Here is a 25,290-nt window from a genome sequence, read left to right on the forward strand (position 1 = left end):
TTTGTCTCAGCGTGACTGTTGGGTGGTCGGACAGTATCGCATACCACCCTTCGCAAGGGCGCGAAGGATGGGGCACCCGGGCATTACGGTCTGGTTGAAGATGCTTTCGATGGAGGCAGGGCGAGGAGGAGGGCTTCGACGGTCTGGGCGGGTGTCTGGTCGGAGGTGGCGATGGTGAGCGCGGCCATGCGGCGGTAGAGGGGGTGGCGGCGTTCTAAGCGGAGCTGGGCGGCGGCGGGGTCCGCGAGGACAGGTCGGGCAAGGGCTGGATCACCGAGATCCTGCAGCATGCAGCGGTCGAAGAGAGTGGGGAAGGGGGCGTCGAGGAAGATGGTGAAGGTGGCGGGGGTCTGCTCGAGGAGGAGGCGGTTGGTGAGGTCTTCGGGGGTTCCTCCGCCGAGGGCGAGGACGATGTTGCTGTAGCCGAGGGCCGAGGCGAGGGCGGTGGATTCGAGGCGGCGGAAGCGGGCTTCGCCTTGCTGCTCGAAGAGCTGGGGGATGGTGGCGTGGGTGCGGGCTTCGAGGTGGGCGTCGAGGTCGAGGAAGTTCCAGCCGATGCGGGCGGCGAGGAGGCGGCCGATGGTGGACTTGCCTGCTCCCATGAAGCCGGTGAGGACGAGACGTTTGAGGTGGGCTGGGGCCTGGGTCATGGTTTCGGACTGGGGCTGGATTTGGGTGTCGGGTTCGGTAGACGTCATTGCCTCTCCTTAGTGTGCCTGTAAAACGAGTGGTGCAGAAAATGAAAGAGCCGCAACCTGTGTGGGTTGCGGCTCGGGAAGGTCGAAGACTCTGAAGTTTTTTAGGTGTTTTCAGAGATGCATGCGAGGACTCCACTGGCCGCTGGGTGGCGCCAATAGGAGAAGGTAAAAAAAGCGGACTGGAAGCGGCTCGGCATGCTGGTTGGAGGATACACCGGGGGTTTGGGGGATTGCAAGGGGTTGAGACGTTAGGCAGGTATGGTCGATGGAAGAATGGATTGGATTATTGGGGGATAGATGTATTCCAGTAAGCCTTTTATCTACAACTAAATAGGAACACAATAGAAATAATTCTGATCAATACCGATTGATACTACATCGAATGTGATGTAGCGTTGAATACAGGCTGGGAGTGCCGATCTGCTTGGCGGCGCGCAGGGTAGTATATCCCTCCCGGCTGACCTATCTGGGGTTGCGATACACGCAACCCCATTTTTATTGGAGAACGGCTAATGCATCTGCTCTACGCTGACGAATCGGGAAGCATCGGCGACCCGAATCAAAATTATTTTGTTCTGGCAGGTGTTTCCGTATTCGAAAGAGAAACGCATTGGATTGAAACTGAACTAAATAAAATAGCAGCTAGGTTCTTACCTCATAATCCTCACGCCATAGAGCTTCATGGCTCTCCGATGAGAACTGGTAGAAATGGTTGGGATCAGTTCCCTCAAGTTGATCGGCATAACGCAATTATTGATGCGTTAAAAATTGGGGTTTGCGACCGTCATCCTCGCCACGTAAGAATCTTTGCGGCCGTTTTAGACAAAAGGAACTTTGCTGGACAAGATATTGCCAAAGTCGCATTTGAGCAATTGAGCAGCAGGTTTGACCAATTTCTCGGACGGCTATATCGCCAGAAAGACGATCCTCAGCGAGGACTCATCCTGTTCGACGAATCTGCTACGGAAGCTAGAATTCAAACCTTAGCAAGGGAATTTAAGCACTCAGGCCACACATACGGAGTTACGAGAAATTATGCCGAAGTGCCTGTTTTTATGGATTCAAGAGCTTCCCGGCTGATTCAACTCGCGGATCTTGTGGCCTATGCCGTATTCCTTCAATTTGAACGAGGGGATGATCGTTATTACAAGACCATACAGAAATGCTTTGACTCCGAGGGCGGAGTTGTTCATGGTCTCTATACCCGCTAGACACCAGTTTCAAACTTGACCACATGGGCCAGCCGGTATCTGGAGTTTGCTGTTCGCTGATGTCGAACGCCCACAGCACCATTCGAGAAAGAACACGCTGGCAACACTGCAGTTCGTTGTCGCTGGCGGCTCGATGCTGGTTTTGTTCAGGCTTTGATGGAGGGGGCTAGGTAGCCTTCGGTGGCCAGGTGTTGGCCCATTTTTGCGTACATCTCGGGGTCTTCGGGTTGCCAAGTGGCGAGGCCGTCGACGTAGCGGTTGAACATGCAGAAGGCGGCGGCGATCAGGACGGTGTCGTGGATCTCGAGGTCGGTTGCTCCTTGTTCGCGGGCTTTGGCGACGTCCTCTGAGGTGACGTGTTTGCCCCCTTGTTGGACCTTGCCTGCGATGGTCAGGAGGGCTTTGAGTTTTTCGGAGACAGGGGCTCGCTCGTAGTTGTGCTTGACCTGTTCTACGAGACCCCAGTCGTTGGCGAGATGCGCGGCGGCCGCTGAGGCGTGGCTGGTCTGGCAGAAGTAGCAGTCGTTTTGGGTGGAGACGTAGGTTGCGATCAGTTCGCGCTCGGCGGGGGTTAGCGTGCTGGGCTCGTGCAGGAGGACGTGGGCTAGTTCGCGCATAGGCTTGGCGGTTTCGGGGCGATAGACGAATCCGCTGCTGATTCCAGCGAAGCCTTCGGGCAGTTTGATGTGGGGCATGGGGGCTCCTTGTGCGATTTGCTGATGGTGAGATTGCAGACGCAGATTCCCTTGGGGAATGACAAACAAAAAAAGCGACGACTCAAAACCAACTAGCGTGCGACTTCGGCTGGTAGATATTCCTTGCTGACGTTGACGTATCCGTCGCGTGCGATCCACTTGCCGCGTTCGCGATACATGGCTTCGTCGCGTGGCTGGATGGTGGCGAGGCCGTCGACGTAGCGGTTGAACATGCAGAAGGCGGCGGCGATGAGGACGGTGTCGTGGATCTCGATGTCGGTTGCGCCCTGGGCGAGGGCGGCTGTGACGTCTTCGGTGGTGACGTGCTTGCCGCCGCGCTGTACCTTGCCTGCGATGACGAGGAGGGTCTTTAGTTTTTCGGAGATGGCGGCGTTGTGGAAGTCGTGCTTGACCTGTTTGACGAGGGCTTCGTCTCCGTTGAGGCTGGCGGCGGCGACGGCTCCGTGAATGGTTTGACAGTAGTAGCAGTCGTTTTCGGAGGAGACGTAGGTTGCGATCAGCTCGCGCTCTGCCGGGGTGAGGGAGTTGGGGGCGTGGAGGAGGATCTCTACGAGATCGTTGAGCGGCCTTGCGGTTGCGGGACGGAAGGCCATTGCGCCGCGGATGCCGGGGAGACCTTCGGGAAGTTGGATGTGTGCCATGAGGGTGGTCCTTTCAGGATGGAATTTGTTGGGGAAGTGGGTTGGCTTCGACGCTGGTCTTTGAAAAAAAGAGACGGCGGACGGGGTCGCCGCAGAGGACGATGACTAGGCCTACGAGTGCGGGGATGGGATCGTGCATGAGGATCATCAGGTTGATGACGGCGCAGCCGAGGAGGAAGACGATGGGCGCGGTGGGGAACCACCATCGCCGGACGGGTTGCGGCATGCGGAAGAGGGTGGTGACGGAGAGCGCGAGGAAGCAGACCGCGGAGAAGATGATGAAGGAGAGGATGCGGTTGAAGGCTCCGAAGGTGAGTACCAGGAGTGCGAGGGCTGTTTGCAGGAGGACGGCGTTAGCGGGAGTTCCGAAGCGCGGGTGGAGCCTGCCGAATGGGGCGAAGAATGCGCCGTCTTTTGCCATGGCGTAGTAGACGCGGGGCGCGGACATGGTGAGGGCCATAAGTCCTCCAAGGACGGAGAGCAGGACGCAGGCGGAGAGGACTTTGCCTCCGGTGGTGCCGAAGAGCGCTTCGCCGAACTGGGCTACGAAGGCTGTGTTGGAGACGATTTTTTCCAGCGGGACGACCATAAGGAACGAGGCGCTGACCAGGAGATAGATGGCGGTTACGAGAAGCACTCCACCGGTGAAGGCCAGGGGCATGTTGCGGCTTGGATTGCGGACTTCGCCGGCGATCTTGCCTGCCTCCCACCATCCGCCGAAGCTGAAGAAGGCGCTGATGGTGGCGCCGGCGATGGCGGCGAAGAGAGGCTCGGAGCCGGGGCGGCGTTGGGCTAAAGGCAGCAGATGCGCGACGGTCGCGTGGCCGGAGATCCATGCCCAGAGCACGAGGCATATGAGAACGGCGATCTTGAGGAGGTTCGCTGTGGTCATGACGCGGCGGCTGAGGCGAGTGCCTACGTAGTTGAGGAGAGCGAGGCCGATGAGGATCAACGCGGGGATGACGATTTGCGTGCGCGGTGGTAGGCCGAAGAGGGAGAGGACATAGGGGGCTGCGCCTACGGCGAGCGCGGCGGCGAGGCCTGGGTCCATCACGGCGGCGGACATCCAGCCGTAGAGGAATGCAAGGCGGGTGCCGTATCCCTGACGCAGGTAGATATATTCACCACCTGTCAGCGGATAGTTGATGGCCAGCTCTGAGTAGCAGAGTGCTCCGCATAGCGTGATGAGGCCCATGCCGCACCATACGGACGCGAGCAGGAGAGGTGAGCCCAGCGATCTTGCCATTGCCGCGGGAGTGAGAAAGATGCCGAGCGCGATGGATTCGCCCGTGACCACGGAGAGGGCGGCGGCTAGACCCATCTGTCGGCGCTGTTCCATCAGGGAGCTATGCTACTCGCCTGAGATGAAATCGCCATCCATCAAAGGGTTGAGATTGTCGATGCTCAACGGCGATACCGTTGCGGGACGACAGAAAAAGGGCAAAGACAAATACAGGGATTCTTCGACTGCGTTGCTCACAAAAAGCCGTGAGCAACTTCGCTCAGAATGACGATCTTTTTAGAGGGGAGGGGAACAACAATACAAATGCAACAGCAAAGACAAAATGCAGGGGTCTGGACGGATACCGCAGCATGAATCGGTTCGCTGCAACTGAGAGCTGTGGCTGCAATCCACTTCGCGACGTACGATGAGACTGTCCGTCGCTTCGGTCGAGATGACGATTTCTCGGGGGACAGAGTAAGACGTGCGTCGGAATGTAAGCGGCGGTTGGAGGGTTACTCGTCGAAGGGTTATTCGTAGCGGAGAGCTTCCATTGGTTCTACTTGAGTGGCGCGGCGGGCGGGGATGCCGCTGGCGATGAGGACTACGGATGCGAGGATGGCCACTGCGAAGATCAGAGGAGTAAACGTCTGATTGGTTGCCGCTGCCCAGTGCGCCAGACCTTTTTGCAGCAGGATCGTGAGCAGGATTCCAATCGCAACTCCGCTGCCGACGCTGGTGATCGCTGAGCGAACGACTAACTCGAGCACGCTGCCGCGTGGTGCGCCGAGGGCCATGCGGATGCCGAACTCGTTGGTGCGCTGAGAGACGGTGTAGGAGACGACGCTGTAGAGGCCGACTGCTGCGAGGAGGAGAGCGAGTATGGCGAATCCGGCGAAGAGCCAGGAGAGGAGCTGGCCCTGGGCGTACTCCTGCTGGGTGCTGATCCAGTGGTCGAGGTCGCGGACCTGCCCGCCGATCTGCTGGTCGTGATCGACGGAGGCGATCTGGAGGCCGATGGTGTGGATCATGGCGGTGGGTGGGCCGTCGGTGTGTACCAGGAACTGGGTGTAACCCCACATCGCGAGCGTGTATGGGATGAAGACCTCGGGAACGACTGGATTGCGCAGGCCGTCATCGAGCTTGTCTTCGATGACTCCGATGATTGGGATCCAGCCCATTGCTCCCGGTTGAGGGGTCACCTCTGGAGGCGCGTTTTTGAGAGCCCCTATCGTGAGGGAGTGGCCGATGGCATCGCCGTTGGGGAAGTACTTGCGGGCGAAGGTCTGGTTGATGACTGCGACAGAGTTTGCATTATGGTTCTCGGCTTCGGTCCAAAGGCGGCCCTGGAGGAGGGAGATTTTGAGCAGCGGAAAGTATCCTTCGCTGACAAAGTTGAACCGCGCGGTGCGGTCCTGGGAGGAGGGTTGGCCGAGGAGTTCCATCGGCGAGTTGAGGCCGTTGTTGGGCGGCGTGGCGTTGGCGGAGATGGCTACCATGCGAACGCCGGGGATCTCGGCGATCTTGTTGCGGAGGAGTTCGACGTAGGCGATGCGATTGGGGAGGGTGGAGTAGGAGTCGCGAATGGGCAGACCGATGGACATGGTGTTGTGCGGGTCGTATCCGAGGGGCGTGTGGGCGAGCTTGAGGAAACTTTGAACGGCTGCGCCGGCGGCAGAGAGGAGCAGGAGCGTGAGTGCGATCTGGCCGGCGATGAGGGCGTTGTGGAGGGCTCGGCCGCTGACGGTGCCGGCGACCTTGCGGGTGCCGGTCTGCATGGCCTCGCGAACATCGGGGCGCGAGAGGCGCAGGGCCGGCCAGAGACCAAAGAGGATGCCGGTAAGCAGAGAGACCACGACAGAGAACGCCAGGACGGGGAGGTTTATGGCGAAGGCGGCCTCGTGGGGGAAGGAGTATTCGGGCAGGAGCGCGATGATGCCGGCGAGCAGTTTGTAGGCGAGGAGCACACCGAGCGTGGCGCCGGTGACGGAGAGCAGGAGGGCTTCGGTAAGGAGCTGGCGGACGATGCGCGCGCGCGAGGCACCGATGGCGGCGCGTACGGCAAACTCATGCTCGCGCGCCACACCGCGGGCGAGAAGAAGGATCGACACGTTGCCGCAACCGATGGCGAGGAGCAGGAGCACGGCACCGAAGAGGAGCGCGAGGGAGGGGCCGATCGCTTTCATAAACTGATCGTTGAGGCCGATGACGGCCAACGGTCCCGGGTTGAGAGGGAAGTTTCGCGGGGCGTCTTTTTCAAACTGGGTGAGGAGCGGTTGGATCTGTTGTTCGGCGATGTGGTGGCTGACTCCGGGCTTGAGGCGGGCCTCTACCTCGTAGGGGTCGGGGCCTGTGGTTGTCTTCAGGGGGAGATAGACGTCTGCGTCATTCCAGGTGAATCGCTTTGCGGCAACGCCTACTACGTTGTACGGCTGGTGATCGAGTTGAATGGTCTTGCCGATGATGGCGGGGTCGCCGTTGAAGCGGCGCTGCCAGAACTTGTAGCCGAGCACGAGGACGGGTTGCGGGTCGTGGCCGTCGATGGCATCGGACGGCAAAATTGCTCGGCCGAGCAGGGTAGGCACGCCGAAGAAGTTGAAGGCATTCGAGGTCATCTGGCTGCCCTGAACGTCTTCCGGCAGGTCGCTTCCGGTGATGGTGAAGCGTTTGAAGTTCATCAGGGCCGAGTCCTCGATGGCTGGGACCTGGCGGAGTTGTTGCCATTGAGGGGCGGTTAGCTGCACGGGATAATAGCCGTTGCCTGTGGTGCCGCCGAGGGTAAAGTGAACCATGCGGTCGGGTGCGGCGTAGGGGTAGGGATTCATGACGACTCCCCAGACCACGCTGAAGACGGCTGAGGTTGCAGCGATTCCGCAGGCGAGGGAGAGAATGGCGGTGGCTGCGAAGCCGGGACTCTTGAAGAGTTGGCGGAGGGCGTAACGGACGTCTTGAAGGAGAGATCTCATGCAGACTCCTTGCGCAGCCTATGGACCTGCCGGACTTAGAGCATGTGAGTGACCAAATGAGATGGGCTGGCTGAGCGGTTCTATGGCTTGTATCTGCCTGCATCTGCCTTGTATCAGCGGTGGTTACAGGTCTTCGGGGGTGAGGACTGCGCGAGACGATGTCCGCAAATGGACGGAGGAGTCCATAGACGCACAGCTTGCATAAGCTTGCAGCCTGATTTCAGTGAAAACAAGCAACTGCAAAAGCAAAATACGGGGGTCTCTCCGCTTCGCGACGGACGATGAGACTGTCCGTCGCTTCGGTCGAGATGACGATAAGCCCTAGACGGATAGTGGGACGGGGAGGTCGTCTTCGCCGCCAGTGCTCTGCTTTAGCTTGTTCTGGATGTTGCTCCAGACGGCGTCGCTGGGGTCCTGGTCCTCGGTAGGTTCGAAGAGGCTGCGGGCCTGGTCGGCGATGGCTTCGAGGTCGCGGACGAGAGCGGCGCAGTCTGGGTTGTTCCTGAGGAAGGTCTGGAGGCGCGGATCGGTGCTGACGTGTCCGTCTCCGTTGGCAAAGAACTCAGGCAGATAAGTCTCGAAGTCGGCGGGAGTCATGCTGTCGAAGTCGAGAGATTTGAATTCAGTCATACCGCTACCTCCTTGAGGCCATTTGGCTGGGCAGCTGGTTGAGGCTGGCGGAGGAGCTCACGGAGTTTGAGGCGGGCCTTGTGGAGCTGCGACTTGCTATTTCCGGTGGAGCACTCGAGCATGGTGGCGATCTCGTTGTGTTCGAAGCCTTCGACATCGTGAAGGACGAAGACCATGCGATAGCCGGGGGGCAGAGAGGCTACGGCCCGCTCGAGGGCTACGCGGTCGACCGAGCCGGTGAGGGCCAGGTCGCGGCTGCCGAAGTCACGCTTGGGTGCGTCTTCTTCCGAAGGGTTAATGGTCTCTTCAAGGGAAACCAAGTTGAGGCCTTTCTTGCGGAGGTGCATGAGGACCAAGTTTACGGTAAGCCTGTGGAGCCAGGTGGAGAAGGCGGACTCTCCGCGGAAGCTGCCGATCTTGCGGAAGAGGTGCAGGAAGGCCTCCTGGGTCATGTCTTCGGCCTCTGAGACGTTGCCGAGCATGCGGAGGCAGAGGGTGTAGACGCGGCGTTTGTGCAGGGCGTAGAGCTTGGAGAAGGCTTCTGCGTCGCCGTTCTTCGCGGCTTCGATGGCTTCGGCTTCGCCCGCGATGGGTGGATTGCGTTTGAAGACGCCAGGAGTGGGTGGTGTTGGTTGGGTCATTTGTAGGCCTTGGACGTCCATAGCTAGACTCCGGACTAAATTAATCATTCACCGTTAAGTTGTCGCCTGCTTCGAGCCTACCGCAAACGGAGGAAATATTGTGTCGTAGAAATATTGGATGGAGGACGGGCGGGAAGGGTTGTTTCAGGGGGGAAACAGCTGATCTCTGTTGATCTTTGGGGCTTCCGCCGATCTTTTGTTTGGTTGATCAGGAGCCGATGAAACGGGCGTAGAGAGAGCGCGCGAGGGTGATGTCGGTGGTGCCCTGGATGAGGGCGCGGCCGTCGGGGAAGAGAGTGAAGGTGTGAGGGCCGCGTTGGAAGCGGAGGAGGAGCTGGTTGAAGCGGAGGTTGTGGATGTCTGCGTGGGGCGCGAGGCGGTTGCGCATGGCGGCGAAGTCGACGGGGCGGTGGTGCTCGTGAATCTGGACGGAGTTGCGGCCGCAGAGAGTGATGTGAGGGCGGCCTTCGCCGGCGAGGTGGGTGAAGAGGCGCTGGCCGCAGACGGTGCAGGAGGGGTTGGGTCGGGCGGTATTGATCTCGGTGCGCTCGTTGGACCAGAGATCGTGCGAGAGGAGAGTGCGGCGCATGAGATGGGGCTGGTTGGTGAGGAGCTTGAGGGCCTCTGTGGTTTGGATGGAGGCGGCGAGGTTGACCGCGGTGGAGAGGATGCCGGCGGTGTCGCAGGTCTCTACGGGGCCGGTGGGTGGCTTGGGGAAGATGCAGGCGAGGCAGGCGGTAGGGGCGTAGGGTGCGTCACTTGGTTCCGCTCCGAAAGATGGAGGAGAGGGTACGTCGCTCCGCTCCGCTCGTAAAGACGAAATGCGGGGGTTCTTCGACTCGGCGGCTTCGCCGCCATCGCTCAGAATGACAGCTTTTGAAGAGTCGATAGGGAGAGGGAGGATGTTCATGGTGGCGGCGTAGGCGCCGATGGCGGCGGCGTAGATCCAGGGTTTGGATTGCTGGACGCAGTAGTCGTTGAGGAGGTAGCGGGTCTCGAAGTTGTCGGTGGCGTCGAGAACGAGGTCAGCGGGGGCGAGGAGTTCGTGGATGTTGGCGGGGACGAGGTCGGTGATGTGAGAGTGGACGGTGACGTCGGAGTTGAAGAGGGCGATCTTGCGTCGGGCGGCTTCGGCCTTGGGGAGGGAGTCGCGGGCGTCGGCTTCGTCGAAGAGGATCTGGCGCTGGAGGTTGGATGGCTCGACGAAGTCGCGGTCGACGAGGGTGAGGGTGCCGACACCGGCGCGGGCGAGGAGGGAGGCGGTGGCGGCTCCGGTGGCTCCGACGCCGATGATGGCGACGTGGGCGGAGGCTAGAAGTTGCTGGCCGGTGGCTCCGATGCCGGGGAAGAGAATCTGGCGGGAGTAGCGGTCCGTATCGAGGATGACGGGATGTGAGATGGCTCGATTGGGAGTGGAGGGGATGGTGGTGACAGTTTTAGGGGTCTTGGAGGATTGCGCGGCGGCGGGGGTGCCGATGTGGATGCTCGTGGCCGGTTCTTCGAAGGAGGGTGCTGGATGCTTTGACATGATGGAGGTCGCGCCGTCCAAAAAAGGCTGCTGTTTCGTAGTATAGGGAAGGACGGATGTGCAGGGAACCGGCTGGCAGGCCATTGGCTTTCGGCATCCTACGAAAAAAGAGCTTTGCCGCGAGTGCGGAGGCTCTGGATGCGGGCTCGCGGGTGCATCGTGAAAGACTTGTCGGGCTCCGTAAAAATTAGATAAGGAATGATGGGTGGTTTTTTGGGTCAGGTGCTTCGAGGTCGCGCGCGAATACCACGGTGGGTAAGGTGCGGGCGTGGGGCTGCGGCTGTGTGGTTTGGTTTGTGGTTGATGGCGGGTGCGGCTTTGGGGCAGGCGGTCCCGGCCGCATCGACTCCGGTGCGTACTCCGAACACTGTGCCGAGTGGAGCGACTCCTGCGCAGGGGCAGCAGACAAAACCGGTTGAGGATAAGCCGGATTCGGTTGACGAAAAAGGTGCGGGACTGACTACTTCGGTGTGGCAGTGGAAGGGTCTCGTCGTCGAGAAGATCTTGTTTGAGGGCGTGACGTTCGATGCGACCGATACGCTGCCGAAGGAATTGTCGCAGAAGGTTGGGGTGCCACTGGATCCGCAGGAGGTGCGGGCGAGTCTGCGGCGGCTGTTCGCGAGTGGGCGGTATCGGGATATTTCGGTTCGAGGGATTCGCCAGGGAGACCAGGTGACGCTGGTGTTTGCGGGGGCGGCGCGGTACTACGTGGGGCGAGTGACGATCGCAGGGGTGAAGAGCGAACGGCTGACGTCGCTGCTGGAGTTTGCTACGAAGCTTTCTCCCGGGACTGCGTTTACCGATGCGCAGATACCGGCGGGGACTACGGGGATCAAGGAGATTCTGCAGCAGCAAGGGTATTACGAGCCGACGGTCGCGGTGAAGTCGGAGATCGATGAGGCGGGCGATCAGATAAATGTAACCTATACGGTTGCAATTGGGCCGCAGGCGAGAGTGGGACAGATAAAACTGGTGGGCGATGACACGGGGTTGACGCCGGAGGAGTTTCGCAAGAAGTCGAAGTTGAAGGAGAACAGCAAGGTGCGGCGGGATACAACGAGCAATGCGCTGGATCGGCTGCGGAAGTTGTATCAGAAGAAGAATCGCCTGGAGGCGACGGTTTCGCTGCAGAAACAGACGTACGATGACGCGCGGGACAAGGTGGATTATGAGTTTCATGCGACCCAGGGACCGGAGGTGAAGGTGTCGGTGGAGGGGGCGAAGATTTCGACGGGCCGCCTGCATCTGCTGGTCCCTATCTTCGAGGAGGGGACGATTGATAACGACCTGCTGAACGAGGGTGTGTTCAATATTCGCGACTATGAACAGCAGCAGGGATTCTTCGACTCAAAGGTGGATGTGAGGGTGGTGGGGAACGGCACGACGGCGGAGCAGGTGGTGTTTACGGTGGATCGCGGGGTGAAGCACAAGGTAGTGGCGGTGGATTTGAAGGGCAATAAATATTTCACGGACGATCTGCTGCGGGAGCGGATGCGGGTGCAGAAGTCGAATGCGTATCAGCGGAGTGGGCGGTATAGTCCGGCGCTGGTGTCGGGCGATGTGAGTGCGATTCAGGCGCTGTATCGGGCGAATGGATTCGATCAGGCCAAGGTGACGACGGATGTGAAGGATGTTACGACCGCGAAGAACGGAAAGAAGATGAAGGTGGGGGAGATCGCTGTGACCTTCACCATTGTTGAAGGTCCGCAGCAGAAGTTTGGCAAGGTTGATTTGACGGGAGTGGGCTCGACCAGAGTGCAGAATGTGCGGGGCCTGATGAATGCGCAGGCAGGCCAGCCGTTTTCGCTGGTGACGCTATCGGGCGATCGCGATACGGTGTTGCAGTATTACCTGGCGAATGGATTTGACCAGGTGAAGGTGGAGATAAGGCAGACGAAGGAGACGGCGGATGCGGATAAGACGGATGTGTCGCTGAACGTGACCGAGGGGCAGCAGGTGTTTGTGAATCGTGTGCTGCTTTCGGGGGTGGAGAAGACGAGGCCGAGTGTTGTGGCATCGCAGATTCTGGTGCACGCCGGGGATCCGCTGGACCAGACGGCACTGTTGCAGACACAGAGGAATCTTTACAACATCGCGTTGTTCAATGAGGTGGTAGCGGCGGTGCAGAATCCTGCGGGAGACGCTCCGCAGAAGAATGTGGTGTTGCAGCTGACGGAGGCAAAGCGGTGGAACGTGACGTACGGATTCGGCTTCGAGGCGGCACTGGGAACACCGCAGACAGGGACGATCTCGGAGGCGTCGTGCATCCAGCTTGGACTGACCTATCCCTGTAACCAACTGTCTCCGGATGGCAAGCCCGGCGTGAGCCCACGGGTTTCGCTGGATGTGTCGAGGATTAATCTGCGGGGGTCGGAGGATTCGCTGACGCTGCACACGACGTATGGATTGTTGGAGCAGGTGGCGACGTTGACGCTGCAGAATCCGCATCTGCGAGGGAGCAAGAACTTTAGTGCGGCGATCTCTGGCGGCTACTCGAACGTGCAGGATATTACGACGTTTCAGGCGTCGACGCTGCAGGGGGATTTTCGCATTACGGAGAAGTTTCGGCGGCGGGACACGTTTATTTATGACTTTCTCTATCGACGGGTGAAGGTGAATCCGAACAGCCTGCAGGTGTCGGCGGATCTGATTCCGCTGTTGTCGCAGCCGGTGCGGGTGGGGGGGCCGAGTGTGACCTGGTTTCATGACACGCGGTCGCCGGGGCCGCTGGACGCGGTGAAGGGACAGTACTCGACGGTGCAGGGCTTTGTGGCTTCGTCGAAGTTTGGGTCCCAGACGGACTTCTGGAAGCTGGATGGAACGAACTCGACGTACTACCAGTTTGGCAAGCTGAAGTATGTGTTCGCTCGAGAGACGCGAATCGGATATGAGCGGGCGTCAGGGGCGAATCCGAATGCCGGAAGTGATGCCTGCGTGGGTGTACTGCTGACGACGAATCCGAGCTGCAATGCGATACCGCTGCCGGAACGGTTGTATGCGGGTGGTGCTAATTCGCATCGGGGCTTTCCGATTAATGGCGCGGGACCGAGGGACTTGCAGACCGGCTTTCCGGTAGGTGGATCGGCTGCGTTCGTAAATACCTTTGAGCTCAGACTGCCGCCGCAGACGTTGCCTCTGGTGGGCAATAACGTGAACTTTGTGATCTTTCACGATATGGGCAATGTGTTTCAGAATGCGAAGGATATGTTTCCGAGCTTTACGCGGTTCCATCAGCCGGACAAGGGGACTTGTTCGAATGTTTCAGGGATGATCGGGACCTGCAGTTTCAATTATTTTTCACATGCGGTTGGGTTGGGGGCGCGTTACAGGACGCCGGTTGGGCCGATTCGTGTGGACTTCAGCTATAACCTTAATCCGCCAGTGTATCCGATTATTTATGACTTCAACAATAACCCTCCGCATGAGGGACAGGCTTCGCACTTCAACTTCTTCTTCAGCATTGGAGAGAGCTTCTAGATGCGTTGGATGAGTCACACTACGAGGTTGCTGCTGGTTGCGTTTGCGATGACGCCTGCGTGGGGGAGTGGGCAGGTCGGGGCGTTTTTGCAGACTGCTCGAGGGCAGACGGCGACGCCTCAGACGGGGGCTGCGAGCTCCTCGCCTGCCGCTACGCCTGGTGATGTGTCTGGTACTGCGGCGCAGCAGGGTGTGGTGCTGGATCGTGTGGTTGCAGTGGTGAATGGCGATGTGATTCTGGAGAGCGATGTCGATGAAGAACGGCGGTTTGAGGATATTCAGCCTTATCGAAGGACTGCGGGGGACCGTTCGCGGGAGAGCACGATTGAACGATTGATCGATCGCGATTTGATCTTGCAGCAGGCGGAGTTGGAGCCGGAAGATGCAGTCTCCGACAAGGACTTGGATGACCAGTTGACGATGCTGCGAAAAGATATTCCCGACTGCAAGAAGTATCACTGCGAGACCGATGACGGTTGGAAGAAGTATCTTAGCGACCACGGATTTACGGTGGATGAGTTCCGCGAACGGTGGCGGTTGCGGATGCAGCTGCTGAAGTTTATTGAGGTGCGGTTTCGGAATGGGATCAAGGTTTCGGACGCCGAGATCAAGGAGTTTTACGAGAAGAGAATGGCGCCGGAGTATGCGACGCGGAATGTGGCTCCGCCCAAGCTGGATACGATCTCGAAGAGAATTGAAGAGGTGCTGCTGCAGCAGCAGGTGGGGGCGCTGCTCGTGGATTGGCTGAAGTCGCTGCGGGTGCAGGGCAGCGTGAAGATCATGAATCCAGGCGAGGTGGCGCCATGAGCGACCTGGAGAAAAAACTCAGCGAGAAGAAAGAGGAGATCGAGGCGAAGGTTGCCGGCGAGATTGCGAAGGTGAAGCGATCGCTGGCGAAGCGGATGATGATCTGGATCGGCTGGACCGTGACTGCGTTGGTGGTGCTGGTGGTGGTGTTGTTCGTAGTGTTCGCGTGGTATTCGAGGACGAACGACTTCAACCGAAGAGTTGGCAAAGAGGTAGTTAAGGTTCTGGAGGACGCCACTGGCGGAAGAGTGGAGCTGGGGAAGATCAGCTTCGACCTCTGGCATCTTGCGGTCGAGGCTGACCGGCTGGTGATTCATGGCTTCGAGGGGCCGGGAGAGGCTCCTTATCTTGCGGTGGATAAGGTTCAGCTGCGGGTCGAGATATTCGACTTCTTCACGCATGTGACCGGCAGCGGAGTTTCGTCGCATGTGCGGCTGAACTATCTTGGGGTGGAGCATCCTCAGTTCCACCTGATTGTTGATAAGGATGGAAAGACGAATCAGCCCGTGCCGAAGCATCCGAGCACAAGTAAAACTTCGGTTACCGATACGTTGCTTGATCTGAAGGCGCAACAGGTAGTGGTGTCGAATGGAGTGGCACTGTTTAATAACCAGGCGATTCCATTCAATCTTGCTGCGCGTGATCTGGATGCGGAGGTGCACTACATCGCGTCGACGGATCGCTATGGCGCGACGGTCGACATGAAGGATCTGCGGACGAAGATGGGCAAGCAGGTGGAGGCGCAGTCGGCGTTGAGCCTGGCGATGGAGCTGGGAAGAGACGCGATTGAGCTGCAGCGGTTGAATTTAACTACAGGCAAGAGTTCCAAACTGAATGCGACGGGGAACTTCAAGAATTTTGCCAAACCGGAGTGGCAGGCGACCGTGAAGGGAACGATGGAGATCAAGCAGATCTCGGTGCTTGCCGATGTGGATGGTTTGAATGCAGGGACGGTGGACCTGGATTTGAATGGGCATAACTGCACGACCTCGCCTGCGGTGGCGCAGAAGCATCCACCGTTCTGGCGACGGAGCCATCCAGCGGAGACGACGAAGCCGCCGCGGCCGTTGCCGCCTGATCCGGATTGTGTGGCTGGATATCTTCTGGCTGGGACAGCGAAGATTTACAAGGCTGCTTACCGGAATGAGAATGTGCGGCTTCACGATATCGATGGCGGTGGGACGTTGCATGTGACGCCTACGGAGTTGTTGTTGACGGCGTTGACCGGATATCTGCCTGGCGGAGGCAGCGCGTCGGGTGAGCTGCGGATTGTGAACTGGCTAGGGGAGGTGCCGCCGCAGGATGTTGCGGTTAGCTCGTCCTCGACGAAGGCTGCGATAACGACGGCCAATACCACGGCGAAGTCGATTGGGGCGAAGGCTCCAGTTGCCGAGACGGCAAAGGTGCCGCTAGTCCAAACCGCGCATGCCTATTTGACTGCGACGGTTACGAAGATTCCGCTGCGAACCATTATGGATGTGACGGCACCTGAGGATTATGGTGATCTGGGATTTGATACGGCTGTGAGCGGGCCGGTGAAGGTGGAGTGGGGCGGTCCGGCGAAGAATATTGCGGATACGGTAGAGGTGGATGGGGATCTGAGGTTTGCGCCGACTGGGGTGAAACGGCGCGGCGCGTTGAACGATGTTCCTGTGACGGGGCAGGCTTTGGCGCACTACACGGGGCGTAACGAGACGGTGCGGATTCAGAAGATTTCGTTGCAGATGCCACAGACGAACTTTGAAGCGTCCGGGATTCTCGGTGTGAATGAAGGCGATCCGCTGACTGACTTGCGGGTGGATATGACGGTGCGGGATCTGTCGGAGTACAACCAACTGCTGACGACGCTGGACCTGGAGGGAAATGGAAAGAGGGGCACTGCGGCGATTCCTGTTGTGTTGCATGGCGCGATGCAGTTTAACGGAACAGCGAAGGGGAAGATTGCAGATCTAGATGTGAAGGGGCATCTGCAGGCGACGAATGCGGAGTTTGCATTGGGAACGACTGACGTGTTGCTTGATTCGCTGGTGACGGATGCGGAGTATTCGCCGAACACCGGGGTGGTGGTGGCGAGTTCGACGATCAAGCGCGGGACCGCGGTGCTGAATGTGGAGGGCAAGATTGCGCCGCGGAAGGTGACGTCGCGGCGTGGTGTGGTGACTTATCTGTGGGACGACGGGATGGCTCTGGATGCGAAGGTGCAGCTGGCCAATGCGCAGGTCGTCGACGTGTTGCAGATTGTGGGACAGGAGGAGAAGGTTTCGCTGACGGGGACGGTGGCGGCGAACGGACATGCGGTGGGGACGCTGAGGAGTTTGAGTGGGGGTGGTCATGTCTCATTGATGAACGGTGTGGCTTATGGGGAGCCGTATGAGTCGGCGGTAGTGGATTTGACGGTGCAGGGGAAGGACGTGGAGGCGAACAATGTTGTGCTGCGGCTGCATGGGATGCAGATCGCTGGTAGCGGCGGGTACGACATGGGTACGGAGCACATGCATGGGCATGTCGAAGGGCATGATATTCAGCTGTCGAAGTTCGAGACGGTGGAGAAGGCGAAGAACGATGTTGATGGGACGGTGAACCTGGTTGCGGATGCGAATGGGACGATGACGCAGCCGGGGCTGAAGGCGAAGGTCACGTTGAGCGGAGTGTCTTATCGGGGGCAGACGATTGGCGAGGCGACGGTAGAGGCTCATAGTCAGGGAGAAGTGATGTACTTCACCGCGGACTCGACCCTGGTGGGGGCGAAGCTGGATGCTTCGGGACAGACCCGGCTGACGGGCGACTATCAGACGCAGGCGAAGATGACGGTGGCGGGTCTTGATATTGGTAAGCCGCTCGGGATGTTTGGGCCGGGGACGATGAAGGCGCAGTCGATGATTAATGGAACTGCGACCGTGAGCGGGCCGCTGAAGACACCGAAGGCGTTGACTGGCGAGGCGGAGTTCGGCCAGGTGGATGTGAAGCTGCAAGGAGTGGAGCTGAAGGCGGCGGAACCTTTGAGGGTGGGGCTGCGTGATGGTGTGGCGACGCTTGAGCAGGTTCACATCACGGGGCAAGATACGGACATGCGGGCGAGCGGGACGGGACAGCTGTTTGGCGCGACGGATCCGAAGGGGGGCAAGCTGGATGTGAAGGCGACCGGAAGCGTGAGCATGACGGTGCTGCATACTTTCGACTCGGATGTTATTTCGACCGGCAAGGTGGAGTTCACCGTGGGTGCCGACGGGTATGTGACGAATCCGGAGCTGACGGGAAGGGTTCAGTTCGACAAGGTGAATGTTGCGATCGATGGCGTGCCGAATGGGTTGAGCAATATGAACGGCACGCTGGTGTTCAACGACGACCGGCTGCAGGTGCAGAGCCTGACTGCGACGACTGGTGGAGGAACGCTGAAGATTGGCGGATTTATTCGCTACAAGAATGGGTTGTATGCGGACCTGTCGGCGACCGGCGATGTGGTGAGGGTGCGGCTGTATGGGCTGAGCGCGACGGCGAATGCGAATCTGAAGCTGCAGGGAAGTCCGGATAGTGCGCTGTTGAGTGGAACGATCTTGATTACGCGATTTGGCGTTGGGGCTGATGTGGATTTTGCGGCGTTCGGCTCTGCGGGGGGAGTGAGTCCGCCGCCCGATCCGAATGCTCCGGCGAATAAGATTCGTTTGGATGTGCATGTGACGAGTGCGCCGCAGCTTGATTTTCAGAACTCGTATGCGAAGCTGGCTGGGACGGTCGATCTGCAGATTCGCGGGACAGCTGCGGTGCCTTCGTTGCTGGGGCGGATCGAGATCAACGAAGGAAGCGCGACGTTTGCGGGGACGAAGTATCAACTGCAGCGCGGGGAGATTTACTTTACCAATCCGGTGCGTATCGATCCGATCATCGACCTGGATGCGACGGCGCAGGTGGAGAACTACGACATTACGATTGGGCTGCATGGAACCTCGACGAACTTGAAGCCGACGTATCGGTCGGAGCCGCCACTGAGCGAGTCGGATGTATTTGCTCTGCTGGCGCTGGGGCGGACGCAGGAGGAGGCGCAGCTCTACCAGGAGCGGCAGGTGCAGCAGGGAACCGATCCAACGACCAGCGCGTTGTTGGGTGGGGCGTTGAATGCTACGGTCAGCAATCGGGTGGAGAAGCTGTTTGGCGTGGGCAGCGTGAAGATCGATCCGGCGTTTGTGGGGACGCTGGGGGGGTCATCGGCGAGGATTACGGTGCAGCAACAGCTGTCGCGGCAGATTACGGCGACGTTTGCGACGAATGTGAATACTTCGGCGCAGCAGTTGATTCAGGTGCAGTATGACTTGAATCACGACAACTCGATTGTGGTGGCGCGAGACGAGTCGGGTGTATTCAGCATTGTCTATAAGCTGCGGAGAAGGTATCGTTAGCGCGCTGAGCTAGATGCTGCATCTTACAAAGTGTGGATGACGGCGCGATGCCGTTTATTGTGGCGCTAACGATCTCCGGAGGGAAGACTATGAGCGGGATGAAGAACTTTGCATGCGTCGGCGTGTTGGGTTTTGCCGGCCTGGCGATGTTGGGCGGGGCATCGAGAGGGGTGGCTCAGAGTGCACCGGGCAATGTCGCATCGGGGCCAAACGATGCGCAGATTCAGGCGGATGTGACGAAGGCTCTGGATAACAAGCGGTTCAAAGATGTGAAGAGTTCGGTGCAGAATGGCGTGGTGAAGTTGACGGGGACGGTGGAGCTTTACAGCGCGAAGCTCGACGCGGATGACCGTGCCCACCACCGACAGAATGTAAAGGGCGTTGAGAATCAAATTGAAGTTGCGGGGCCTGAGGTCGATGATGTGACGCTTCGAAATAAGCTCGCAGAGAAGCTGGCGTACGACCGGGTTGGGTATGGGACGACGGCATTCAATGCGTTTACGATCGGCGTCGAGAAGGGCGTGGTGACTCTGGGTGGCACAGCGTATGGCCCCACGGATAAGGACTCGGCGTTGAGCCTGGCGGAGAACTATCCGGGGGTGAAGGATGTGATTGACAACGTGGAGGTGGCGCCGGTGTCGCCGATGGATGACCGGATTCGACTGGCGGAGGCGCGGTCGATTTATGGGTTTCCGCAGTTGAACAAGTATGCGATTGATCCGGCAAAACCGATTCGGATCACGGTGGTGAATGGGAATGTGACTTTGTCGGGTGTGGTGGACAGCCAGTCGGACAAAGATGTGGCGAATATACGAGCTAATGGTGTTCCGGGCGTGTTCAAGGTGGTGAACAACCTGGAGGTGGTTGGGGGTGAGGCGGAGAAGCCGGCTAAATAGAGCTGGTTTGTGGTGTCAGGCGGTACGGTGCGGTTAGGCGGCGGGACCGAACTCTTTTACGATAGAAGTATGGCATCGTTGTGGAAGAGTACGGTTGTAACGCTTGAGATGATCAAGTGGGAGCATTCGGTGTTTGCACTGCCGTTTGCCTTGACGGGAGCGGTGCTGGCGGCGGGTGGCTGGCCGACGCTGCGAGTTCTGGGCTGGATTATTGTGTGCATGGTGGCTGCGCGGTCTGCGGCGATGGCCTTCAATCGACTGGCGGATGCGCAGTTGGATGCGACGAATCCGCGTACCGCGATGAGGGCTTTACCTGCCGGTGCGCTGAGCAAGGGGTTTGTTGCTGGATTTGTGGTGGTGTCGATCGCGCTGTTTGTAGCGGGCGCGGCGATGTTGAACCGGCTGACGCTGGAACTTGCTCCGGTGGCGCTGGCTGTGGTGCTGGCCTATAGCTACATGAAGCGGCTGACGCGGTGGTCGCATGTTGTGCTGGGGCTGGCGTTGGGGATTGCGCCTTCGGCGGCGTGGATTGCGGTGAGGGGATCGCTGGATATCAGGATTGTGGTGCTTACGGCGGCGGTGCTGCTTTGGGTGGGCGGCTTCGATGTGCTGTATGCGTGCCAGGACTTTGAACACGACCGCAAGGTGGGGCTGAACAGTGTGCCGCAGGCCTTCGGCATAGCTGCGGCCTTCTGGATTGCGCGCGCGATGCATGTGGGGATGCTTCTGCTGCTGTGTTGGCTGATGGAGTTATTTGGGTTGGGTTGGATTGCGATGCTCGGGGTTGGGTTGGTTGCAATCCTGTTGCTGTATGAGCACTCGATTATTTCGCCGAAGGATCTGCGCCGCATGAATGCAGCGTTCTTTACGCTTAACGGCGTGATCTCGGTGGTGTTCTTTGGGTTTGTTGCTGCGGATGTGTTGATGCGCAAATAGAAAGGTCCGCTCGATGGCGGACCTTCCAATACGATTGATGGCTACTGCTTAGCTGTTGTGCTCTCGTTTGAAGTTATCCAGCTTTTCGTTCATGCTGTCTTTGACGTTCTGTGCGGTGTTTGCGATCTTCTCGCGCATGTTGTGAGCGGTGTCTTCGGCGCGGGCTTTATAGTCTTCGCCTTTGACGTCAACACGAGCGTGGGCATCCGCATTCGCAGCAGCCGCGGCGTCTTTAGCGTTGCCCCAAGTCTCCTTAGCGGCACCCTTCACCTGCTCGGCTACGCCGGAGTTGGCTAGTTTTTGATTGCCGACAGCTTCGCCAACGCTCTGCTTGATCTTGCCTGCTACCTGATCAAACTTGCCTTCTACTTTTTCGGTGTTCATAGTTTGCTCCTTGGGTCTACATGTAAAACGGAGGGCTGCGATTCGAGGTGGTTACAGTGCTCGCCTACCGGACAGCAGGTTGAAGATGAGCACAATGATGGCGAGGACCAGAAGGATGTGAATCCATCCGCCGAGGGTGTAGCTGCTTACAAGCCCAACAATCCACAGGATGAAGAGAATAATCGTGATTGTCCAAAGCATTTAGTTCTCCTAGACGATTGCCGGTTTTGCGTCCCCGGTTCGCTGTGATGGTATTCAAAAACTCAGGCCCGTCTTGTGGTAAGTTGCCTGGTTCGATGAGTGGGTTGCCAGTGGGAATAAAATAGCAATCAAACAAAAACGAATATGCGGGGTATTTGGATTGAAAGTGGCGATTCAAGGAGAGTTGGGCTCGAATAGCCACATGGCGACCGTCGAGATGCTGGGGAGTCGCGAGGAGTTAGAGATTATCGCTTGTACCGTGTCGGCCCAGGTGCTGGCGAAGGTCATCGCCGGTGACGTCGATGCGGCGGTGCTGCCGATTGAGAACAGCCTGCACGGATCGGTTGCTGAACACTACGATCTGCTGCTGGATCTTCCGGTGCATATTGAGCGCGAGAGCTTGCTGAGGATTCGACACAACGTGATTGCGATGCCGGGTGTGATGCTGCAGGGGATAAGGAGGGTGATGTCGCATCCGGTGGCGTTGTCGCAGTGCCGGAGATTTCTCGCGTCCCATCCGGAGTGGGAGGTAGTTCCCTTCTACGATACCGCTGGGAGTGTGAAGCGACTGATGGGGGAGGGTCTGCGGGATGTGGCGGGGATCGCGCCTGTGCTTGCGGCAACGGAGTATGGCGCAGAGGTAGTGGTGGCGGGGGTCGAGGACCACGCGGAGAACTACACGAGGTTTCACCTGGTGCGGCGTGAAGATGCGGCTTTCGAGCCGGCAGGGGACGGGAACAAGATGAGCCTAGCATTTGCCATCGAGCATCGCCCCGGAACGCTGGTGGCCGCGTTGCAGAGACTGGCGGAGGCCGGGGTGAATCTGACTAAGATCGAGTCCAGACCGGTTCCGGGGAGCCTTTGGGAGTATGTCTTCTATGTCGATGTGCGATTCGATTCGGCGGAGAAGGCTGAGGCTGCTTTGACTGCGTTGCGGGAACACTGCCGGATGGTGAAGGTGCTGGGGCGGTATCGGGCGGCTTAGGCGGTGATACTGCTGGTTTGGCGTTGCGATGGCAGTGGCGCAGGGGTAGGGGGAGGCGTAGTATGCCCAATACTGAGCTGTGGGAGGCGATGTCAGGGCAATCCGTCCTCCCGGGTTAAGCCGACATTAGGGTGTAGCTGAGGATTTGGCCGTGGGCCTGATGGCTGGATCTCATTTGGAATTGAGCCTCGGAATTCCCCTTTTAAGAGTTACTCACTGATGCGAATGGGGTTATGGCCGATGACGGAATGTGGAGAGACACGTTTTCCGGAGAGAGGGGCATAGTTTGCGACCAGACGAAGACTTGCTGCATCGAATAGTGGATAATCTGATAGAGGTACACTCAATGCCAAGCGACTTTGTAAGTGTGATTCAACCGACGGCGACCAAAACCAGCGAAGGGTCGGGCGCTGAAGTGGTAGGAAAACGTCCTGTTCCCGTATTGCCGGTGCGGGATACGGTCCTGTTTCCCCATGCGGTGCTTCCGCTGACGGTGGGGCGCGATAGCTCGATTCAGCTGATTCAATCGCTGGGCGAGGAGAAGACCATACTGGTGGTGGCGCAGCGGGATGCGCGGCAGGACGCTCCGACGGCTGCGGATCTGTTTGCGACCGGGACCAGAGCGACGGTGCACAAGGTCGTCAAGATGCCGAACCAGAGCTTGTTCGTGTTTACCGAGGGCAATGAGAGGGTCCACCTTGGCGAGTTTGCGCAGCTGGCGCCGTTTATGACCGCGGAGTATGAGGTGATTGCCGACGTGGAGCCGGAGCAGACACCTGAGGCCGAGGCGTTGCAGCGGAATGTGGTCAGTCAGTTTCAGCAGATTGTGACGTCGTCGCCTACGCTGAGCGATGATCTGCAGACCATTGCGATCAATATCGACGAGCCCGGTAGACTGGCGGATTTTATTGCTTCGTCGCTGCCGTTTTTGACTACGACGGACAAGCAGGAGCTGCTGGAGACGCCGGGGGTATCGGCTCGTCTGGAGCGCATCAACAAGCACTTGGCGAAGGAGCTTGAGGTGCAGCAGTTGCGCAACAAGATCCAGACCGAGGTGCAGGATTCGGTGCAGTCGTCGCAGCGCGACTACTACCTGCGCGAGCAGTTGAAGGCGATCCAGAAGGAGCTGGGCGATGTGGATGATACGCAGAAGGACATCGCCGATCTAAAGGAAAAGATTGAGACGGCCGGGATGCCGGAGGAAGTGAAGAAGGATGCGCTGAAGGAGCTGGGCCGGTTGAGCCGGATGAATCCTGCTGCTGCGGACTACTCTCTGACGCGGAACTATGTGGAGTGGCTGGCGGTGCTGCCGTGGTCGAAGACCTCTTCGGGCGAGGTGGACATTCTGAAGGCGAAGGCGATTCTCGATGAGGATCACTACGGCTTGAAGAAGGTGAAGGATCGCATTCTGGACTACCTTTCGGTGCGGCGTTTGAAGCCGGATATGAAGGGGCCTATTCTCTGCTTCGTCGGGCCTCCGGGCGTGGGTAAAACCTCGCTGGGCCGGTCGATTGCGAAGGCGTTGGATCGCAAGTTTTCACGCATCTCGCTGGGCGGTATGCATGATGAGGCCGAGATTCGCGGACATCGGAGGACGTACATCGGCGCGCTGCCGGGGCAGATTATTCAGCACCTGAAGCGGGTTGAGGTGAAGGACCCGGTGTTCATGCTGGATGAGATCGATAAGCTGGGGCGCGACTTCAGGGGAGATCCTGCGAGTGCGTTGCTTGAGACGCTCGATCCGGAGCAGAACAATACGTTCCGCGACAACTATCTCGATCAGCCGTTTGATCTGAGCAAGGTGTTGTTTATCTGCACGGCGAACCAGCTGGATACGATTCCCGGACCACTGCTAGATCGTATGGAGATCATTGAGCTGACCGGTTACACGGAAGAGGAGAAGGTGAATATCGCCATCAAATACCTTATTCCGCGGCAGATCAAAGAGAACGGGATTACGGATGCGCAGATTGAGTTTCCGAAGGACAGCGTGCATCTGATCGCACGGCACTACACGCGTGAGGCTGGTGTCCGCAAGCTGGAGCAGCAGATTGGGACCGTGTGCCGCAAGGTCGCGCGCAAGATTGCGGAGGGTCAGAAGGAGAAGGTTGTGATTACTCCGGAGATCGTGCACGAGTTTCTTGGCGGCATCAAGGTGCGCGTGGATACCGAGATTGCGGAGCGGACCAAGCGCGCCGGGGTTGCGGTCGGGCTTGCATGGACACCGGCGGGCGGCGATGTTTTGTTCATCGAAGCGAACCGGATGAAGGGCAAGGGCGGGTTCACAATCACGGGTCAGATTGGCGATGTGATGAAGGAGAGCATGCAGGCTGCGTTGACCTGGGTGCGCTCGAATGCCGCGTCGTTAGGGCTCGATGAGGACTTTACCAAGGACGTGGATCTGCATATTCACGTGCCTGCGGGGGCGATTCCCAAGGATGGTCCTTCGGCTGGCGTGACGATGGCTACGGCTCTTGTCAGTTTGTTGACGGATACTCCGGTGCATCCGCTGACGGCGATGACGGGCGAGATTACGTTGAGCGGCAATGTGCTGCCGGTTGGCGGAATCAAGGAGAAGTTCCTTGCAGCGAAGCGGGCTGGCGTGCGGGATGTGATTCTGCCGGCGGACTGCAAGCAGCAGGTGGATGAGGACTTGACACCGGATCAGATTGAGGGCGTTACGCTGCACTACGCTACGCGGATTGAGGATGTCCTGGCGGTTGCATTGCCGAAGACTCGAGCGGAGAAGGCCGAGGATGAGGTGGTTCGCGAAGAGGTCCTTCACGCTTCGGTGTAAGGTGGATTGAGAAAAAAGTGGGCGGTTCGGCGATTTGCCGGGCCGCCTTTTTTCTGTTTTGGGGAGATTTTTTTGTTTTGTGGTGGAGGGCGAGTTTTTGCAGGGGTTTTTGCGAAAAATGGGTGTTTTGGTGTGGTGTTTTTGTGGTGTCGATGTGGTG

18 protein-coding genes are annotated in these 25,290 nt (G+C 58.7%); 8 read left to right on the forward strand and 10 right to left on the reverse strand.

The window, feature by feature from the left end; genetic code table 11:
• Positions 1 to 83: 83 nt before the first annotated feature.
• The gene (locus tag HDF10_RS02720; protein ID WP_183810196.1) at positions 84 to 698 is read right to left on the reverse strand and encodes a shikimate kinase; all 615 of its coding nucleotides are present in this window, start codon (positions 696 to 698) and stop codon (positions 84 to 86) included.
• A gap of 512 nt (positions 699 to 1,210) precedes the next feature.
• Between HDF10_RS02720 and HDF10_RS02725 the strand changes: the two genes are divergently transcribed.
• Complete coding sequence (locus HDF10_RS02725; RefSeq protein ID WP_183810198.1) at positions 1,211 to 1,909, forward strand: DUF3800 domain-containing protein; 699 nt, start codon at positions 1,211 to 1,213, stop codon at positions 1,907 to 1,909.
• Positions 1,910 to 2,055: 146 nt separating this feature from the next.
• Here HDF10_RS02725 and HDF10_RS02730 read toward each other — a convergent pair whose 3' ends face one another.
• From HDF10_RS02730 to HDF10_RS02760, 7 genes are all read right to left on the reverse strand, one after another.
• Complete coding sequence (locus HDF10_RS02730; protein ID WP_183810200.1) at positions 2,056 to 2,604, reverse strand: carboxymuconolactone decarboxylase family protein; 549 nt, start codon at positions 2,602 to 2,604, stop codon at positions 2,056 to 2,058.
• 92 nt (positions 2,605 to 2,696) lie between these two features.
• On the reverse strand, positions 2,697 to 3,266 hold the full coding sequence (locus HDF10_RS02735; protein ID WP_183810202.1) for a carboxymuconolactone decarboxylase family protein: 570 nt from the start codon (positions 3,264 to 3,266) through the stop codon (positions 2,697 to 2,699).
• Positions 3,267 to 3,279: 13 nt separating this feature from the next.
• The gene (locus HDF10_RS02740; protein ID WP_183810204.1) at positions 3,280 to 4,605 is read right to left on the reverse strand and encodes an APC family permease; all 1,326 of its coding nucleotides are present in this window, start codon (positions 4,603 to 4,605) and stop codon (positions 3,280 to 3,282) included.
• A gap of 413 nt (positions 4,606 to 5,018) precedes the next feature.
• Positions 5,019 to 7,454 (reverse strand): ABC transporter permease, encoded by a 2,436-nt coding sequence (locus HDF10_RS02745; protein ID WP_183810206.1) that lies wholly within the window; start codon positions 7,452 to 7,454, stop codon positions 5,019 to 5,021.
• A gap of 321 nt (positions 7,455 to 7,775) precedes the next feature.
• Positions 7,776 to 8,084 carry a hypothetical protein gene (locus HDF10_RS02750; protein WP_183810208.1) on the reverse strand — a complete coding sequence of 103 codons (309 nt, stop codon included), beginning with the start codon at positions 8,082 to 8,084 and terminating at the stop codon, positions 7,776 to 7,778.
• Entirely contained in the window at positions 8,081 to 8,746 is a 666-nt protein-coding gene (locus HDF10_RS02755; protein ID WP_183810210.1) for an RNA polymerase sigma factor, read from the reverse strand. The genes HDF10_RS02750 and HDF10_RS02755 overlap by 4 nt, the downstream gene beginning before the upstream one ends.
• 187 nt (positions 8,747 to 8,933) lie before the next feature.
• On the reverse strand, positions 8,934 to 10,253 hold the full coding sequence (locus tag HDF10_RS02760) for a ThiF family adenylyltransferase (RefSeq protein WP_183810212.1): 1,320 nt from the start codon (positions 10,251 to 10,253) through the stop codon (positions 8,934 to 8,936).
• Positions 10,254 to 10,535: 282 nt separating this feature from the next.
• Between HDF10_RS02760 and HDF10_RS02765 the strand changes: the two genes are divergently transcribed.
• The 5 genes from HDF10_RS02765 to HDF10_RS02785 all read left to right on the forward strand — a co-directional run bounded on the left by HDF10_RS02765 (position 10,536) and on the right by HDF10_RS02785 (position 20,763).
• Positions 10,536 to 13,730, forward strand: a complete 3,195-nt coding sequence (locus HDF10_RS02765) for a POTRA domain-containing protein (RefSeq protein ID WP_311732642.1) — start codon at positions 10,536 to 10,538, stop codon at positions 13,728 to 13,730.
• Positions 13,731 to 14,537, forward strand: coding sequence for a peptidylprolyl isomerase (locus HDF10_RS02770; protein WP_183810214.1), 807 nt, complete (start codon positions 13,731 to 13,733; stop codon positions 14,535 to 14,537).
• Positions 14,534 to 18,931: a translocation/assembly module TamB domain-containing protein gene (locus HDF10_RS02775; protein WP_183810222.1), complete on the forward strand. Its 4,398-nt coding sequence runs from the start codon at positions 14,534 to 14,536 to the stop codon at positions 18,929 to 18,931. The genes HDF10_RS02770 and HDF10_RS02775 overlap by 4 nt, the downstream gene beginning before the upstream one ends.
• Positions 18,932 to 18,978: 47 nt before the next feature.
• Positions 18,979 to 19,827 (forward strand): BON domain-containing protein, encoded by an 849-nt coding sequence (locus tag HDF10_RS02780; protein WP_260177568.1) that lies wholly within the window; start codon positions 18,979 to 18,981, stop codon positions 19,825 to 19,827.
• Positions 19,828 to 19,896: 69 nt separating this feature from the next.
• Positions 19,897 to 20,763 carry a UbiA-like polyprenyltransferase gene (locus HDF10_RS02785; protein ID WP_183810224.1) on the forward strand — a complete coding sequence of 289 codons (867 nt, stop codon included), beginning with the start codon at positions 19,897 to 19,899 and terminating at the stop codon, positions 20,761 to 20,763.
• Positions 20,764 to 20,811: 48 nt separating this feature from the next.
• Here HDF10_RS02785 and HDF10_RS02790 read toward each other — a convergent pair whose 3' ends face one another.
• Positions 20,812 to 21,147: a CsbD family protein gene (locus HDF10_RS02790; protein ID WP_183810226.1), complete on the reverse strand. Its 336-nt coding sequence runs from the start codon at positions 21,145 to 21,147 to the stop codon at positions 20,812 to 20,814.
• A 51-nt stretch (positions 21,148 to 21,198) separates the two neighbouring features.
• Complete coding sequence (locus HDF10_RS02795) at positions 21,199 to 21,348, reverse strand: lmo0937 family membrane protein (protein ID WP_121472057.1); 150 nt, start codon at positions 21,346 to 21,348, stop codon at positions 21,199 to 21,201.
• Positions 21,349 to 21,514: 166 nt separating this feature from the next.
• Between HDF10_RS02795 and pheA the strand changes: the two genes are divergently transcribed.
• Positions 21,515 to 22,333 carry a prephenate dehydratase gene (gene pheA / locus HDF10_RS02800; protein WP_311732643.1) on the forward strand — a complete coding sequence of 273 codons (819 nt, stop codon included), beginning with the start codon at positions 21,515 to 21,517 and terminating at the stop codon, positions 22,331 to 22,333.
• A gap of 346 nt (positions 22,334 to 22,679) precedes the next feature.
• Positions 22,680 to 25,130, forward strand: a complete 2,451-nt coding sequence (gene lon, locus HDF10_RS02805; RefSeq protein ID WP_183810230.1) for an endopeptidase La — start codon at positions 22,680 to 22,682, stop codon at positions 25,128 to 25,130.
• Positions 25,131 to 25,290 lie beyond the last annotated feature (160 nt).

Origin of the sequence: Tunturiibacter empetritectus (assembly GCF_014201375.1) — a bacterium.
In the GTDB taxonomy this organism is placed as follows: Bacteria; Acidobacteriota; Terriglobia; order Terriglobales; family Acidobacteriaceae; genus Edaphobacter; species Edaphobacter lichenicola_D.

Coding starts and splice junctions, on each gene's coding strand:
- HDF10_RS02735 (WP_183810202.1), bottom strand. CDS start 3,266: ATGGCACACATCCAACTTCCCGAAGGTCTCCCCGGCATCCGCGGCGCA.
- HDF10_RS02795 (WP_121472057.1), bottom strand. CDS start 21,348: ATGCTTTGGACAATCACGATTATTCTCTTCATCCTGTGGATTGTTGGG.
- HDF10_RS02720 (WP_183810196.1), bottom strand. CDS start 698: ATGACGTCTACCGAACCCGACACCCAAATCCAGCCCCAGTCCGAAACC.
- HDF10_RS02745 (WP_183810206.1), bottom strand. CDS start 7,454: ATGAGATCTCTCCTTCAAGACGTCCGTTACGCCCTCCGCCAACTCTTC.
- HDF10_RS02785 (WP_183810224.1), top strand. CDS start 19,897: ATGGCATCGTTGTGGAAGAGTACGGTTGTAACGCTTGAGATGATCAAG.
- HDF10_RS02760 (WP_183810212.1), bottom strand. CDS start 10,253: ATGTCAAAGCATCCAGCACCCTCCTTCGAAGAACCGGCCACGAGCATC.
- HDF10_RS02770 (WP_183810214.1), top strand. CDS start 13,731: ATGCGTTGGATGAGTCACACTACGAGGTTGCTGCTGGTTGCGTTTGCG.
- HDF10_RS02740 (WP_183810204.1), bottom strand. CDS start 4,605: ATGGAACAGCGCCGACAGATGGGTCTAGCCGCCGCCCTCTCCGTGGTC.
- HDF10_RS02750 (WP_183810208.1), bottom strand. CDS start 8,084: ATGACTGAATTCAAATCTCTCGACTTCGACAGCATGACTCCCGCCGAC.
- HDF10_RS02790 (WP_183810226.1), bottom strand. CDS start 21,147: ATGAACACCGAAAAAGTAGAAGGCAAGTTTGATCAGGTAGCAGGCAAG.
- HDF10_RS02775 (WP_183810222.1), top strand. CDS start 14,534: ATGAGCGACCTGGAGAAAAAACTCAGCGAGAAGAAAGAGGAGATCGAG.
- HDF10_RS02725 (WP_183810198.1), top strand. CDS start 1,211: ATGCATCTGCTCTACGCTGACGAATCGGGAAGCATCGGCGACCCGAAT.
- HDF10_RS02755 (WP_183810210.1), bottom strand. CDS start 8,746: ATGGACGTCCAAGGCCTACAAATGACCCAACCAACACCACCCACTCCT.
- lon (WP_183810230.1), top strand. CDS start 22,680: ATGCCAAGCGACTTTGTAAGTGTGATTCAACCGACGGCGACCAAAACC.
- HDF10_RS02730 (WP_183810200.1), bottom strand. CDS start 2,604: ATGCCCCACATCAAACTGCCCGAAGGCTTCGCTGGAATCAGCAGCGGA.
- HDF10_RS02780 (WP_260177568.1), top strand. CDS start 18,979: ATGCCGTTTATTGTGGCGCTAACGATCTCCGGAGGGAAGACTATGAGC.